Below are 14,917 nucleotides of genomic sequence, written 5' to 3'. Positions count from 1 at the left end.
ATGTTATCTATCGACAATATTTTAGAAACGAATCAGATGATTCATGACAACAAGCTTGATGTTCGTACTATTACGATGGGCATTAGCTTGCTAGAATGCGCATCTAGTTCTGGTAAAGAACTATGTGATCGCATTTATGATCGCATTACAAAAGAAGCTGAGCATCTTGTGTCTACTGGTGAGGATATTGAGCGTGAGTTTGGTATTCCTATCATTAATAAACGCATCTCTGTAACTCCTATCTCTCTTGTTGCAGGTGGTAGTGATTTAACATCCTATGTACCAATTGCAGAAGCGATGGACCGCGCTGCTAAAACAGTAGGTGTTAACTTTATCGGTGGTTACTCCGCTCTTGTAACAAAAGGTGCTACACGAGCTGATCGCATCTTGATTGATTCTATCCCAGAAGCATTGGCAATTACAGATATCGTATGTAGCTCTGTAGGTGTTGGTTCTACTAAAACTGGTATCAACATGGACGCAGTTCGCGACATGGGGATTATCGTTAAGAAAACGGCAGAACTTACAAAGGATAATGATGCTCTTGGTTGTGCTAAGCTCGTTATTTTCTGTAATCCTGTAGAGGATAATCCATTCATGGCAGGTGCATTCTTTGGCGTCACTGAAGGTGATAGTGCTATTTCTGTAGGCGTATCTGGCCCAGGCGTTGTAAAACACGCACTTGAGTCTGTGCGTGGTCAGTCCTTTGACGTTGTAGCAGAAACGATTAAACGCACTGCTTTTAAAATTACTCGTGTAGGCCAATTAGTAGCACAAGAGGCATCTCGTCGTCTTGGTAAACCATTCGGCATTATCGATTTGTCCTTGGCGCCAACACCAGCGGTAGGCGATTCTGTTGCTCACGTTCTCGAAGAAATGGGTTTATCATCTTGTGGTTGTCATGGTACGACTGCGGCACTTGCATTACTTAATGATGCGGTGAAAAAAGGTGGTCTTATGGCATCCTCTCACGTAGGTGGTCTCAGTGGTGCATTCATTCCAGTATCTGAAGATGCTGGTATGATTGATGCCGTATCTTGTGGCAGTTTATCCCTCGATAAATTAGAGGCTATGACATGCGTATGTTCTGTTGGCCTTGACATGATTGCTATTCCTGGAGACACAACAGCGGATACAATTTCTGCAATTATTGCTGATGAATCTGCTATTGGTATGATTAATAATAAGACAACTGCGGTTCGTGTAATTCCTGTACCTGGCAAAACCGTAGGTGAGGTTGTTGAATTTGGTGGCCTTTTAGGTTACGCTCCAATTATTGAAGTGAGTCCATATAGTGCAGCTGAGTTCATCGCCCGTGGTGGTCGTATTCCAGCACCTATTCGTAGCTTAACTAATTAATTGTGTTTATAACCCAGTTGTTGGAGGTGTCTTATGAGTGATTATGTGCTCGATTATGTGTGGGCCTTTGCTCTGGCGCTCATCATAACCTTTGCACTAACCCCTTTGGTAAAACGCTTTGCCGTTGCTGTAGGGGCAATAGATAAACCTGATGCCCGAAAGGTGCATCATGGTGCTATTCCACGACTTGGTGGGTTAGCAATCTTTCTCGGTTATGTAGGATCGGTCCTCTTTAATGGCTCTATCCCACATGACCATAAACTATTTGGCTTGGTACTTGGTACAGTTATTCTTGTGCTCGTTGGCATTTGGGATGATATTAAACAGATTGAGCCAAAGACTAAGTTAATGGGCCAAATCATAGCAGCTGCAATTTTGGTGGCTTATGATATTCGGGTGGACTTTATCAACCTTCCTTGGGGTGGTGTAGTGTACCTTAAATATTGGGCTGCTCCATTGACTATTTTCTGGATCGTAGGATTTACGAATATCGTAAATCTTATCGATGGCCTTGATGGCTTGGCAGCAGGGATTTCCTTCATTGCTTGTATTGCTGTTTGCGCTATGACATTACAACTTGGCCAAACTGACTTAGCATGTATATCTCTTGCACTGGCAGGTGCAACAGTAGGGTTCTTGCGGTATAACTTTAACCCAGCGAAAATTTTTATGGGTGATACGGGTTCTATGCTCCTCGGTTATACTTTAGCAGCTATTTCTGTAATGGGTGCTGTTAAAACGGCAGCTACTATTGCATTGGTAGTTCCTGCAATCGTACTTGGCTTACCAATTCTGGATACATTATTTGCTATCGTACGCCGTAAAATTAGCGGTCGTCCAATTTTTAAGCCTGATAAAGGCCATGTGCATCATCGTTTGTTAGCTCAAGGTTTATCTCAAAAACAAGCGGTGCTAATGATGTATGCCGTAACAGCTCTGTTTGGTGGCGTGTCTGTCATCGTAGCAGAGGTCAATGCTTGGATTGGTATTGCATTGGTACTCGTTATCTTCTTAGGCAGTATTTTTGTGGCTCGTCGCCTTGGTGTTATTACCCATAGTGATGCGGCGGGACATCCATTACCACGTCCTACAATTGAACGCAGCGATTCAGATGAAACTATTTCTTTTGATCGTGAAGAATTGGCAAAAGCTTTAGAGGAATCTGACGATTCCCATAAGAAATAACCATATGTGGGGCGCTTGGCGCCCCATTTTTTCTATCCTACTATGTTGGAGGCAACTATGTTAAAAGTTATGACAATCTTTGGTACAAGACCTGAAGCTATCAAGATGGCTCCTCTTGTAAAAGCACTAGAAGCAGCACCAGATATGGAGCCGATTGTAACCGTTACGGCACAACATCGCGATATGCTCGATCAAGTACTAAACTTGTTTAATATTACCCCTGATTACGACTTAAATATTATGAGTCAAGGTCAAACATTGTACGATGTAACAAACCGTGCATTGATGGGCCTTAAAGATGTGTTAGAAGAAGCTAAACCTGATGTAGTTCTTGTACATGGTGATACAACAACAACCTTTGCAGGTGCTTTGGCGTCCTTCTATCAAGAAATTCCTGTAGGTCACGTAGAGGCAGGTCTTCGTACTGGAGATATTTATTCTCCGTTCCCAGAGGAAATGAATCGTAAATTGACTGGCTCTATTGCAACCTATCATTTTGCACCAACAGCTAGTTCTGAAAGCAATCTTAAGAAAGAAAATATCAATACAGATCATCTATATGTAACAGGTAATACTGTTATCGATGCCCTTGATACAACAGTGCAAGATAATTATGTTTTTGATGATGCTGCTATCAATGCATTGGATCCTGAAAAACGTACAGTTCTTGTTACTACACATCGACGTGAAAACTTGGGTGAACCTATGCGCCACGTGTACCAAGCTATTCGCGATTTAATTAATGAATTTGAAGATATTCAAGTGGTCTTCCCTGTACATAAGAATCCTAAGGTTCGCCAAGTTGTACAAGAGGAACTTGGTTCTGTAGAACGTGTTACCTTAATTGATCCGCTTGATTATGAACCATTTGCGAACTTAATGGCTAAATCTTATTTGATTCTTACTGACTCTGGTGGGATTCAAGAGGAAGCGCCAGCCCTTGGCAAACCAGTTCTCGTATTGCGCGATACCACAGAACGCCCTGAAGCGGTTGAAGCTGGTACGGTTCGTCTAGTAGGTACTGATAAAGATGCAGTACACGCAGCGGCTCATGAATTGTTGAGCAATGCAGCAGCTTATAAATTGATGTCTAACTCCGTTAACCCTTATGGTGACGGCAAAGCATCTGAACGCATTATTCAAGCGTTACGCCATGAGTTCTTAGGCGATTCTAATCGTCCTGAACGGTTTGGTAAATAATATGGATAAGGACCTTGTGAAAGCCCTCGCCATGGCAACATCGGCGGGGCTCACACTCGTTTTCTGTATAGGTGGTTTCATTTGGATTGGATATACACTGGATGGTTGGTTTAGAACTGAACCGTTATGTATGATTATATTTGGTCTTATTGGAGCTATAACAGGTTTTTATATGTTATATAAACAAGTTAAGTAGTGAGGTATATATGAATCAATATATTAAATTCATAGTGCGCGTGCTACTAACTTGTTTTTTTATTGCCTTTTTAGGCGGTATAATACAAGTTTTATGTGGCCTAGAACAGTATCTATGGGGATGGTTTTGGGGGATTTTTATAATGGTACTCTACTTGCTAAGTTTAGCTTTGCATGGTCAATCCATTGTATCAGGGGATCCTTACAAAGCCGTTCGTAAAGCTCGTAGACAGATGATATGGCGTCTTATGTTAGTAGGTTCCTTAGTAGTCTTAGGATTAAAGATTCCCGGCATAGAGGCTATTAGCATGTTTGTTGGCGTCGCACTTATTCAGCCCGCATTATATGTTGTTTACTGGTGGCTTAGTCGACATTTCTAATCTTATGATGTGTTAAATTATAGATATATTCCAATAATGCATTATACACAATACATTCATGAGAAATTAGAATTGTTTACCTTTCAAGTGTTGATTATATATCTATAACGATGTATGATGATACATATATATTATATTTATATTTATTGTAAGTATATTAGTTTTTTATTATGTCTATGGAAGGGGTTGAGAACGTGGAATTACATGCGGGACACCATGAAGTCGTGCAGTGGTTAGGGTTGACATTTAATTTGGATACTCTAATTGCTACATGGGTTACTATGGCTATTGTAATACTGATAACAGTACTAGCCACCCGGGGACGAAAATTGGTGCCTGTAGGCTTGCAAAATATAGTTGAATCTATATTGGAAGGCTTAGAGGGGCAATTAGCTCCGAACTTAGGTCGTCATTGGCCGATGGTGAGTTCCTTGTTATTTACGTTTTTCTTATTTATTTTTGTAGGAAATGAATTAGGTTTAATGCCTACGCTTAAGGCTTTAACATCACCAACATCCGATATTAATACTACTGTTGCATTAGCTTTATGTAGTACATTGGTAGTATGGGTTATGGGGATTAAAGTTAAAGGCTTATCCTATTTCAAGCATTTCGTACGACCTTATAAGGCTTTGCTAATACTGAATATTTTTGAAGAGATTGCTAGACCTGTTACACTTGCCTTCCGTCTATTTGGTAATATCGTAGCTGGTGAAATTCTGTTAGAAGTATTGTACAATTTGCCTTGGTTTGTACCGGTACCATGGGTATGGATTGCTTTTAGTTTATTTATTGGTATTATTCAAGCCTTTATTTTTACCGTTCTTACTGCCTCCTACTTGGGGATGGCTCTTAGTGAGGAACATTAATTTTTTACGGAGGATATATTATGGAAGCTCAAGGTTTATTCGCATTAGCAGCAGCAATCGCAGTAGGTTGTGGTGCCATTGGTGCAGGTATCGGTGACGGTCTTGTATCTAGCAAAGTAATTGAAGGTATTACGCGTCAACCTGAATTGCGTGGTCAATTGATGTCTACTATGTTCGTAGCGATTGGCTTGATCGAAGCGATGCCTATCATCGGTGTAGTAGTAGCATTTATTTTGTTATTCAGATAATAACGAGGAGGAATAACCTTGGTTGACTTAAGCCTTGGAACGATTCTTGCTCAAATGTTGAACTTTTTTATATTAGTTTGGCTATTGGCTCGTTTTGCATATAAACCATTATTGGCTATGATGACAGAACGTAAAGAACGAATTGCTAAAGACTTAGAAGCTGCAGAAAAAGCTCGTGCAGAAGCAGAAGAATTTAAAGCTGATTATGCAGCTCAAATTTCTAATGCTCGTGTAGAGGCACAAAAAATTGTTGAAAAAGCAATTCAAGAAGCAGAAAATACAACACGCGAACAATTAGCAACAGCTCGCGAGCAAATTGAACAAGAAAAAAATCGTGCTCGTCAAGATATTGCCATTGAACGTGATCGTGCTATGAACAGCTTGCGCAATGAAGTTGTTTCTTTATCTGTAGCTATGGCTGGTAAAGTTGTTGCTAAAGATATGAACAGCGAAACTAATACGAAATTGATCGAAGACGCTATTCGTCAACTTGATAGTAAAACGATAGGGTTGTGATACGATGAGCATAGAAATTGTAGCAGATAAATATAGTTCGGCTATGTTTGAATTAGCTCAAGAACAAAATAAGTTGGAACTCATGGAGGAGCAATTAGGTTATGTAGCATCCGTAATGGTTGATCAACCTGAGTTGCGTTCATTTCTAGAGAATCCAATCGTTACAGAAGATGCAAAGATTAAGCTTATTGGTAAAATTTTTGACTCTAGTATCGATAAAGTTGCTCTACACTTTATTTATGTGATGATTAAGCGCGGTCGTTATCGCTATATAGCATCGACTATCGAAGCGTTTATTAAGAAATCACGTGCAGCACGTGGTATTTTGGAAGCTACTGTAACAGTAGCTGAACCAATTACAGCTGATGTAGAAGCATCTGTACAAGCTAAACTAAGAGAAGTAACAGGAAAAGATGTCATCTTATCCGTGCGTCAAGATCCATCCATTATGGGTGGTATCGTTATCCAAGTAGGGGATAAACGCATCGATGGCTCTGTAGCTCGCCGTTTAGAGGAATTAGAAAAATCTTTATTAAGAACGAACTCTATTAGATAGGGGTGAATGGGTATATATGAAAATGAAGCCTGAAGAAATCACTGCTATAATTAAACAGCAGATTCAGGACTATGATGTTGACCTCAATGTCGATGACGTGGGTACTGTTCTTGACGTAGGGGATGGCATCGCCCATATTTATGGTCTTGAAAGAGCCATGGCTGGTGAGTTGTTAGAGTTACCACACGGCGTATATGGCTTGGTTTTGAACTTAGAATTAGATAATGTTGGTGCCGTACTATTAGGTGACGACTTCTTAATTAAAGAAGGCGATGAAGTACGCCGTACTGGCAAAATTATGGACGTACCAGTAGGGGATGCTCTTATTGGTCGTGTAGTAAATCCATTGGGGCAGCCTATCGATGGCAAGGGTGCTATTCAAGCGACTGAACGTCGTCCTGTAGAACATCCAGCACCTGGTATTGCGGATCGTCAATCTGTAAACGAACCATTGCAAACAGGTTTGAAAGCTATCGATGCGATGGTACCAATTGGCCGTGGCCAACGTGAGCTTATCATTGGTGACCGTGGTACAGGTAAAACTGCAATTGCTCTTGATACAATTATCAATCAAAAAGGTAAAGATGTAATTTGTATCTATGTAGCAATTGGTCAAAAAGAATCTACCGTAGCTCGTGTAGTACAAAAATTGGAAGAAACAGGTGCGTTGGAGTATACAATCGTCGTTTCTGCTAGTGCTTCTACAGGGGCTCCATTACAATACATCGCTCCGTACGCAGGTGTTGCTATGGGTGAATACTTCATGTACAAAGGCAAACATGTACTTTGTGTATATGATGATTTAACTAAGCAAGCAGCTGCTTACCGTGCTATGTCTTTATTATTACGTCGTCCACCAGGGCGTGAAGCGTATCCAGGCGACGTATTCTACTTACACAGCCGTCTATTAGAACGTGCTGCGAAACTTTCACCAGAACTTGGTGGTGGTTCCATTACTGCGTTGCCAATCATTGAAACACAAGCAGGTGACGTATCTGCATACATCCCAACAAACGTAATCTCCATTACTGATGGTCAAATTTTCTTGGGTACAGATATGTTCTACTCTGGCATCCGCCCAGCGGTTGATGTAGGTTTGTCCGTATCCCGTGTAGGTGGTAGTGCGCAAACTAAAGCGATGAAACAAGTAGCAGGCCAATTGCGTTTGGACCTTGCTCAATATCGTGAGTTAGCTGCGTTCGCTCAGTTCGGTTCCGATCTTGATGCGGCTACTAAAGCACAATTAGACCGTGGTGAACGTTTGACTGAAATGTTAAAACAAGGTCAATATGAACCTATGAGCGTAGCGGAAATGGTTATTAATCTTTACGCTGGTACAAAAGGGTATTTAGCAAGTATTCAAGTGGATGATATTTTAGCATTTGAAGCTGAACTTTTACGTTATATAAAAGCTAACTATCCTGAAATCATCACAAATATTGAAACGTCTAAGAAAATTGACGAAGATACTGAAAATCTATTGAAACAAGCAATCCCAGAATGTGTAGAAGCATTTGGTTCTACACATACATTAGTGTCTCATAAGGAGGCGTAATGTATGGCTAGTGCACAAGATTTGCGAAAACGCATAAAAAGTGTTACCAATACGCAACAAATTACAAAAGCGATGAAGATGGTAGCCTCTGCTCGTCTTCGTAAGGCGCAAACAAAAGCGGAAGGTACTCGTCCTTACGCAGAGAAGATTGGGCAAATCTTGCGTCATATGTCTAATAGTGATTTAGAAGGCTTTAGCAGTCCTTTGTTAGAGGTACGCCCTATAAAACGCACATGCTATATCGTAATAGGTGCCGATAAGGGCCTTGCAGGGGCATTCTCGTCTAATGTGTTGAAGTTTGCTATGGAACAATTGCATGGTAAATCTTCCGATACATACCGTGTTATCACGGCAGGTAAAAAGCCTAGAGACAGCATGAAATCTAGAGGAATTCATATCGATAAGTCCTATGCAGGCTTCTCTGATAAACCTTCTTATGAACATGCCCGTGCCATTATGCATGAAGCACTTTCACTATACGAACGTCATGAAGTTGACGAAGTCATCATGATCTATACACGTTTTGTAAATTCTATGACGCAAATTGCACAGGCTGAGCGCTTGTTGCCGATAGAGCAACCACAAGATGAGGTAAAGGGCGAAGAGTATGATTTCATGCCATCTGCTGTATCTGTCTTGGAGGCGTTGCTACCAAAATATTTAGAGATTACTGTTTATAATGGATTGTTGCAATCTGCAGCAAGTGAATTGGGTGCTCGTATGACAGCTATGACATCTGCTACAGATAATGCAGGGGAACTCATTGATTCCTTAGGTCTTGAATATAACAAGTTACGTCAATCTAGCATTACAAACGAAATTTCTGAAATCGTTGGTGGCGCTAATGCCTTGCAATAAATAAGGAGACATTTGTCGATGAGTAATAATATTGGTAAAGTTGTGCAGGTCATTGGCCCAGTTGTAGACGTGCGCTTCGATGCTGGTCATTTGCCAAGCATCTACAACGCCATCAACATCTACCATGATCATAAGGCACATGATAGACAAAAAATTGTAGTAGAGGTTATGCAACACTTAGGCGACGATACTGTACGTTGTGTTGCGATGAGCTCTACTGACGGTATGACCCGTAATATGGATGCCGAAGATACTGGTGCTGCAATTGCGGTTCCTGTAGGCGAAGGCGTGTTGGGTCGTATCTTTAACGTATTGGGTGAAACTGTAGACCATGATCCAGCTCCAGTTGTAGCCGATGAAAAATGGCCTATTCACCGTCCAGCACCTAAATTTGATGACCTTTCTCCAGATACTAAAATCTTGGAAACAGGTATTAAGGTCGTTGACCTTATCGCTCCATATGTAAAAGGTGGTAAAATCGGCCTCTTCGGTGGTGCCGGTGTAGGTAAAACCGTATTAATTATGGAATTGATTCACAATGTTGCCACAGAGCACGGTGGTTACTCCGTATTCTCCGGCGTAGGCGAACGTACTCGTGAAGGTAACGACTTGTGGAACGAAATGAAAGAGTCCGGCGTTATCAACAAAACAGCTCTTGTATATGGCCAAATGAATGAGCCACCTGGGGCACGTATGCGCGTTGGTCTTACAGGACTTACAATGGCCGAATACTTCCGTGATGTGAAGAAACAAGACGTGCTCTTGTTTATCGATAACATCTTCCGCTTTATCCAAGCGGGCTCTGAAGTATCTGCCCTCCTAGGTCGTATGCCATCTGCCGTAGGTTACCAACCTACATTGGCTAATGACGTAGGTGCATTACAAGAACGTATTACATCTACCAAAGAAGGTTCTATTACTTCAGTACAAGCTGTATACGTACCTGCCGATGACTTAACTGACCCTGCTCCAGCGGCAACATTCGCTCACTTGGATGCGACAACAGTATTGTCTCGTTCCATTGCGGAACTTGGTATCTATCCAGCGGTGGATCCGTTAGATTCTACAAGCCGTATTTTGGACCCACATGTACTTGGTGAAGAACACTATGAAGTAGCGCGTGGCGTGCAAGAAGTATTGCAAAAATATAAAGATCTTCAAGATATTATCGCAATCCTTGGTATGGAAGAATTGTCTGACGAAGATAAATTGACTGTATCTCGTGCGCGTAAGATTCAACGTTTCTTGAGTCAACCGTTCTTCGTAGCTGAAGTATTTACTGGTTCTCCTGGTAAATACGTACCATTGTCCGAAACATTGAGAGGCTTTAGAGAAATTCTTGATGGTAAACATGATGATTTACCTGAAGGTGCATTCTACATGGTTGGTACCATCGATGAAGCCGTTCAAAAAGCAAAGGAAATGCAAGAGAAGGGGGAATAATCCATGGCGGAACCTATGACCCTACAAATAATCACACCTGATGCAATTGTCTTTGAAGGCAAGTCTACATTCTTTGTAGGTAAAGCTATCGATGGTCAATTTGGTATTTTGCCAAATCATGCACCTATGATTATCGCATTAGATTTAGCGCCATTACGCATAGATCAACCAGATGGAACATCTCGTGAACTTGCTGTATTTGGTGGCTTCTGTGAAATCGAACATAATAAGGTGAGTATTTTAACACCAGATTGCCAAGATCCAGCATCCATTGATGTGGAACGTGCTCGTCGAGCTAAAGAACGTGCAGAAGGCCGGTTATCCAATCCTACACCAGATATCGATGTAGAACGCGCAGAAGCGGCATTGCAACGTGCATTATTGCGCTTGCATGTAACTAAACAACTATAAAGAAAAAGGCTAGCCATAGGGCTAGCCTTTTTCTTTAGAATTTCATTTTGTTTATAGGAAACACTCATCTAACATTAAGGTCATCTACTTATACTAAAATTTGTCATTTAAATTTAATGACTTATTGTGTTAATTTGGAGGTTTTCTAATGAACGTATCAAAAAAATCTTTCATTGCTTTTGCTGTATTAGCATGCTGTTTTGGTGCATCTACACTAGGAACACATGTAGACGCATCTTATGGTTATAAATATACTGACTCGGTTCGTCCACCAGTAGAAACTCCTACAAATGATGCTTTTAGAGCTAACATGGTTAAACAAAATGAAGCTGATAATGCTAAATATGCTGCGACTACTAATACAAGTATAGCAAGTGCAAAAGATGATGATTCAATTTATTACGTAAGCGATTTATCTGATTCCTTCCGTAGTTCATTTACTGCACTTTTAAGAAATGCTGGTTTTACAGAGCATCAACTTAGATTAATCGGCTTGATTCACTAAGTTATGTATCGTTAATAGGTGAATACAAAAAGACCGTTAAGCAATTGCTTAACGGTCTTTTTAGTGTCTCTTATAATACGCTAACACCTTTTAAGGAGTAAGCAGTATTTCTAGGTTGTTCTACTTGGAAGTCAAGTACAACTGGAGATTCAGAGTTGATGCCAGGCGCTTGATAGCGGTCGCGGTCTGTTGGAATACGTTTGTATGGTAATTTATCAAGTAATACAGTCATAACTTTGTTCCATACAGCCTTATGTGTTGGCATTGTTAAGGAATCATCAGTTTGATTGAATCCACTGCGTACAGTGTGAATTACTTGATCATTCACATCGTAATAATATAAAAGTGCATTTACCTTTGCGGCGATGTACATTTCACGATCATCATTATTATATGTATATGGGCTATTAACACCATTGATTTGTACATATACGTCTTGTAATGGTACAGGCATAATAACGATTTCAGAATTTTGTGCAGCTGCAATTTGTGCAAGGTCAACAGCTCTAATTTCAGCTGTTGGCGTATTAGTACTTACGATTGCTGTATCATAGTATGGATACTTAAGCGTATTAGATAGACGGTCTGTCATGTAACGACCTAATTGGGCTGTGTTTTCGTTGCGCAATTTTGCAGGTACAACAATTGTAACTTTGCGACTAGGGAAATTATCTAAGTGACCATCATAATTAGAATTAGAAGTATTGATAGTCGCTTTTTCAGGTGTTCCAACAATTGGAGTTGAAACAGGTGTATTTGCAACCTTCAAAATAGGTTGACCATTATTATCGGCTTGTAATGTAGGGGTAGTCGTATCTACATTGGATGGCATAGAGTTAATGACTACTGGTTGAGCGGTATTTGATGTTAACTGGCTCATATTAATAGTGGCAGCACTTGCTGTAGCGAGTGTAGATGCCAATAGTACACCTAGTACTGTAAGTAGCGAACGTTTATAGCGTCCGAATGTATGAAACATAGTTCCTCCTCTAAATAAGACTCTTTAAAATTCACAAACAAAACAACTGGTACTATTATATCACATATACAAAAAAAAGAAGCAAGCTTTACGCTTGCTTCTAGGTCTGGTGGACGATGACAGGATCGAACTGCCGACATCCTGCTTGTAAGGCAGGCGCTCTCCCAGCTGAGCTAATCGTCCATAGTGGTGACCCGTCCGGGAATCGAACCCGGGATACCGCCGTGAAAGGGCGGTGTCTTAACCGCTTGACCAACGGGCCAGAATGGCTCCTCGAGTAGGACTCGAACCTACGACCGATCGGTTAACAGCCGATTGCTCTACCAACTGAGCTATCGAGGAATGGTACGATTGTTATTATATGTTAGATTAATTATAAAAGCAAGCGTTTTTTTTAAAATTACTATAAATCAAAAGACGTTAACTATGACTAAAACACATAACGTTATACAAAAAATCAATTATTAAAAATTTTGATAAGCAAGTCATTAAAATTAATATAATCTATATAAATGAATAAACACAGATAAATACTGTGTTTATAGAGATATCTTGAGGGATATTTTACTAAGAGTTAGCAATATAAGTATATTGAATATAATCGGTATACATATGCATTACAAAAAAGTTTAAACCTTTTATTTGAAAAATAATATCAAGTAGTCTGAAAGTGTATTTATCATCTTAGATATACTCTGTATTTATACGGTGATTTCAACCTAATTTTGGCCTCTAAAAGTGGATTAATATATAGGGTATAAAAATTCTTTCAACCTATGATTAACTATGACTTTTATCACATTGGAAATATAGTTTTTATAGTCGAAAATATGATGAAAAAGAACTATTGAAATACCGAAATATATACAGCAATATTCATGAAAATAATTCTCAAAACATGAAAAAGCATTGAGAAAACTGTATAGTTAAGCCGTTGAAAGCATGTATGTTGTGTGTTACGATTGATGCATAGAGTTAATCTCGATGTGTATGAGAAACATATGTCTTATACACTTGAGAGTTAAAAGTTATCTCACGGTAATTTAGAATTAATATTCAACTATGTTCCTGAGGAGGGATTATCTTGCGCGAGATTCAAGTATCTGAAATCACAAAAACAGTCCGTCAAATGTGTATGGACGCAGCTTACCACTTGCCAAAAGACATCTATGAAGGCTTGAAAAAAGGCCGTGAAACAGAAGAGTCTCCAGTTGGTTGCATCGTTCTCGATCAAATCATCAAAAATGCAGAAATTGCTGATGCTGAAGATCGTCCATACTGCCAAGATACTGGTATGACATTGGTATTCGTAGAAGTAGGTCAAGATGTTCATTTCGTTGGTGGCGATCTTAAAGAAGCTATCAATGAAGGTGTTGCTCAAGGTTATGTAGAAGGTTACCTTCGTAAATCCGTTGTAGCAGAACCATTGTTCAACCGTAAAAACACTCAAAACAACACACCTGCAATCATCTACATCGATATCGTTCCTGGCGATAAAGTAGAAATCAACGTAGAACTTAAAGGCTTCGGTTCTGAAAATAAATCTGACGTAGCTATGTTGGTACCTGCAGATGGCGTTGAAGGCGTTAAAAATGCAGTTCTTGAAATCGTAAAACATGCTGGCCCTAACCCATGCCCTCCAATCGTACTTGGCGTTGGTATTGGTGGTACTATGGACCAAGCAGCTGTTATGTCCAAAAAAGCTTTGCTTCGCGATATTAGCACTCCTCACAAAGATCCTGAGTATGCAAAATTGGAAGAAGAAATTTTGGAAATGGTTAACAAAACTGGTATCGGTCCACAATTGGGCGGCACAACAACTTGTATCGGTGTAAACATCGAATGGGGTGCAACTCATATCGCCGGCCTTCCTGTTGCTGTTACTATTATGTGTCATGCTGCTCGTCATAAACACGTAGTACTTTAATCGGTAGGAGGTAATTACAATGGCTGAAACAATTCGCATTAATACTGAAGAATATAATGAAGAGTTTTCCCGTAAATTAAAAGTTGGTGATAGCGTTCTTATCACTGGCAAAATTTACTCCGCTCGTGACGCTGCTCATAAAGTTATGACTGAAGCTTTAGCACGTGGCGAAAAATTACCAATCGATTGGACTAACAAATTCGTTTACTACCTTGGCCCAACACCTGCAAAACCTGGTGACCCAATTGGTTCCGCTGGTCCTACAACTTCTGGTCGTATGGATGCTTACACACCAACAATGCTTGATCAAGGTATTAAAGGCATGATCGGTAAAGGTTCCCGTAAACCAGCAGTAGTTGAATCCATGAAGAAAAATGGTTGCACATACTTCGCAGCAGTTGGTGGCGCTGCAGCATTGATTGCAAAATCCATCAAAAAATACGAAGTACTTGCTTATGGTGAACTTGGTCCAGAAGCTTTGGCTGAATTGACAGTTGAAGATTTCCCTTGCATCGTAGTTGGCGATACTGAAGGTAACAACTTCTACGAACAAGGCCAAAAACCTTATAGAAAAATCTAATATCACCGTTGAGTGATTGAAAGAGGCTTGCTAATGCAAGCCTCTTTTTTATCTATAGAGATCAATAATTATCACTGTACATGTATATATTTAATGATTATTACATTGTTTATTAGTATGATAGTAATATATGAAATTACTTTTATAGTTT

At 40.0% G+C, this 14,917-nt stretch carries 17 protein-coding genes and 3 tRNA genes; 16 read left to right on the top strand and 4 right to left on the bottom strand.

All coding sequences use genetic code 11. The annotated features are described in order from the left end of the window. From VCHSUH03_RS04755 to VCHSUH03_RS04690, 14 genes are all read left to right on the top strand, one after another. Window positions 1-1,359 carry a PFL family protein gene (locus VCHSUH03_RS04755; RefSeq protein WP_105094208.1) on the top strand — a complete coding sequence of 453 codons (1,359 nt, stop codon included), beginning with the start codon at window positions 1-3 and terminating at the stop codon, window positions 1,357-1,359. A 33-nt stretch (window positions 1,360-1,392) separates the two neighbouring features. Then, on the top strand, window positions 1,393-2,544 hold the full coding sequence (locus tag VCHSUH03_RS04750) for a glycosyltransferase family 4 protein (protein ID WP_105094207.1): 1,152 nt from the start codon (window positions 1,393-1,395) through the stop codon (window positions 2,542-2,544). A 57-nt stretch (window positions 2,545-2,601) separates the two neighbouring features. Further along, window positions 2,602-3,744 carry a non-hydrolyzing UDP-N-acetylglucosamine 2-epimerase gene (gene wecB, locus VCHSUH03_RS04745; RefSeq protein WP_105094206.1) on the top strand — a complete coding sequence of 381 codons (1,143 nt, stop codon included), beginning with the start codon at window positions 2,602-2,604 and terminating at the stop codon, window positions 3,742-3,744. A 1-nt stretch (window position 3,745) separates the two neighbouring features. Further along, complete coding sequence (locus VCHSUH03_RS04740; RefSeq protein WP_009352385.1) at window positions 3,746-3,940, top strand: AtpZ/AtpI family protein; 195 nt, start codon at window positions 3,746-3,748, stop codon at window positions 3,938-3,940. Window positions 3,941-4,082: 142 nt separating this feature from the next. Then, window positions 4,083-4,319, top strand: coding sequence for a hypothetical protein (locus VCHSUH03_RS09560; protein ID WP_009352291.1), 237 nt, complete (start codon window positions 4,083-4,085; stop codon window positions 4,317-4,319). A 170-nt stretch (window positions 4,320-4,489) separates the two neighbouring features. Next, window positions 4,490-5,188, top strand: coding sequence for a F0F1 ATP synthase subunit A (atpB, locus tag VCHSUH03_RS04730; protein WP_105094205.1), 699 nt, complete (start codon window positions 4,490-4,492; stop codon window positions 5,186-5,188). A 20-nt stretch (window positions 5,189-5,208) separates the two neighbouring features. Beyond that, window positions 5,209-5,436, top strand: coding sequence for a F0F1 ATP synthase subunit C (gene atpE / locus VCHSUH03_RS04725; RefSeq protein ID WP_004695064.1), 228 nt, complete (start codon window positions 5,209-5,211; stop codon window positions 5,434-5,436). An 18-nt stretch (window positions 5,437-5,454) separates the two neighbouring features. After that, a complete protein-coding gene (atpF, locus tag VCHSUH03_RS04720) occupies window positions 5,455-5,952 on the top strand; it encodes a F0F1 ATP synthase subunit B (RefSeq protein ID WP_105089726.1) in 498 nt (165 codons plus the stop codon). Window positions 5,953-5,956: 4 nt separating this feature from the next. Beyond that, window positions 5,957-6,508 (top strand): ATP synthase F1 subunit delta, encoded by a 552-nt coding sequence (atpH, locus tag VCHSUH03_RS04715; protein WP_105094204.1) that lies wholly within the window; start codon window positions 5,957-5,959, stop codon window positions 6,506-6,508. A gap of 16 nt (window positions 6,509-6,524) precedes the next feature. Next, the gene (atpA, locus tag VCHSUH03_RS04710) at window positions 6,525-8,063 is read left to right on the top strand and encodes a F0F1 ATP synthase subunit alpha (RefSeq protein WP_105094203.1); all 1,539 of its coding nucleotides are present in this window, start codon (window positions 6,525-6,527) and stop codon (window positions 8,061-8,063) included. A 3-nt stretch (window positions 8,064-8,066) separates the two neighbouring features. Then, a complete protein-coding gene (gene atpG / locus VCHSUH03_RS04705) occupies window positions 8,067-8,921 on the top strand; it encodes an ATP synthase F1 subunit gamma (RefSeq protein WP_105094202.1) in 855 nt (284 codons plus the stop codon). A gap of 18 nt (window positions 8,922-8,939) precedes the next feature. Next, window positions 8,940-10,364 carry a F0F1 ATP synthase subunit beta gene (gene atpD / locus VCHSUH03_RS04700; RefSeq protein ID WP_105084942.1) on the top strand — a complete coding sequence of 475 codons (1,425 nt, stop codon included), beginning with the start codon at window positions 8,940-8,942 and terminating at the stop codon, window positions 10,362-10,364. A 3-nt stretch (window positions 10,365-10,367) separates the two neighbouring features. Then, complete coding sequence (gene atpC / locus VCHSUH03_RS04695; protein WP_105094201.1) at window positions 10,368-10,775, top strand: ATP synthase F1 subunit epsilon; 408 nt, start codon at window positions 10,368-10,370, stop codon at window positions 10,773-10,775. A 148-nt stretch (window positions 10,776-10,923) separates the two neighbouring features. Continuing rightward, a complete protein-coding gene (locus tag VCHSUH03_RS04690) occupies window positions 10,924-11,280 on the top strand; it encodes a hypothetical protein (protein ID WP_105094200.1) in 357 nt (118 codons plus the stop codon). A gap of 70 nt (window positions 11,281-11,350) precedes the next feature. On the opposite strand, the gene VCHSUH03_RS04685 is transcribed toward VCHSUH03_RS04690, so the two are convergent. The 4 genes from VCHSUH03_RS04685 to VCHSUH03_RS04670 all read right to left on the bottom strand — a co-directional run bounded on the left by VCHSUH03_RS04685 (window position 11,351) and on the right by VCHSUH03_RS04670 (window position 12,601). Continuing rightward, window positions 11,351-12,259, bottom strand: coding sequence for a hypothetical protein (locus VCHSUH03_RS04685; protein WP_105094199.1), 909 nt, complete (start codon window positions 12,257-12,259; stop codon window positions 11,351-11,353). Window positions 12,260-12,366: 107 nt separating this feature from the next. After that, window positions 12,367-12,442 (bottom strand) — tRNA-Val (locus VCHSUH03_RS04680). A gap of 4 nt (window positions 12,443-12,446) precedes the next feature. Then, a tRNA-Glu gene (locus tag VCHSUH03_RS04675) sits at window positions 12,447-12,521 on the bottom strand. A gap of 4 nt (window positions 12,522-12,525) precedes the next feature. After that, window positions 12,526-12,601, bottom strand: a tRNA-Asn gene (locus VCHSUH03_RS04670). Window positions 12,602-13,343: 742 nt separating this feature from the next. Here VCHSUH03_RS04670 and VCHSUH03_RS04665 point away from each other — a divergent pair. Together VCHSUH03_RS04665 and VCHSUH03_RS04660 are read left to right on the top strand one after the other, a co-directional pair. Beyond that, window positions 13,344-14,186: a fumarate hydratase gene (locus VCHSUH03_RS04665; protein WP_009660830.1), complete on the top strand. Its 843-nt coding sequence runs from the start codon at window positions 13,344-13,346 to the stop codon at window positions 14,184-14,186. Window positions 14,187-14,205: 19 nt separating this feature from the next. Continuing rightward, window positions 14,206-14,766, top strand: coding sequence for a Fe-S-containing hydro-lyase (locus tag VCHSUH03_RS04660; RefSeq protein WP_005385442.1), 561 nt, complete (start codon window positions 14,206-14,208; stop codon window positions 14,764-14,766). Window positions 14,767-14,917: the final 151 nt, after the last annotated feature.

Origin of the sequence: Veillonella infantium (genome assembly GCF_002959895.1) — a bacterium.
Classification (GTDB): domain Bacteria; phylum Bacillota; class Negativicutes; order Veillonellales; family Veillonellaceae; genus Veillonella; species Veillonella infantium.
The sequence above is the reverse complement of the archived record's forward strand: the minus strand, read 5'-3'. Positions and strand labels throughout refer to the sequence as shown.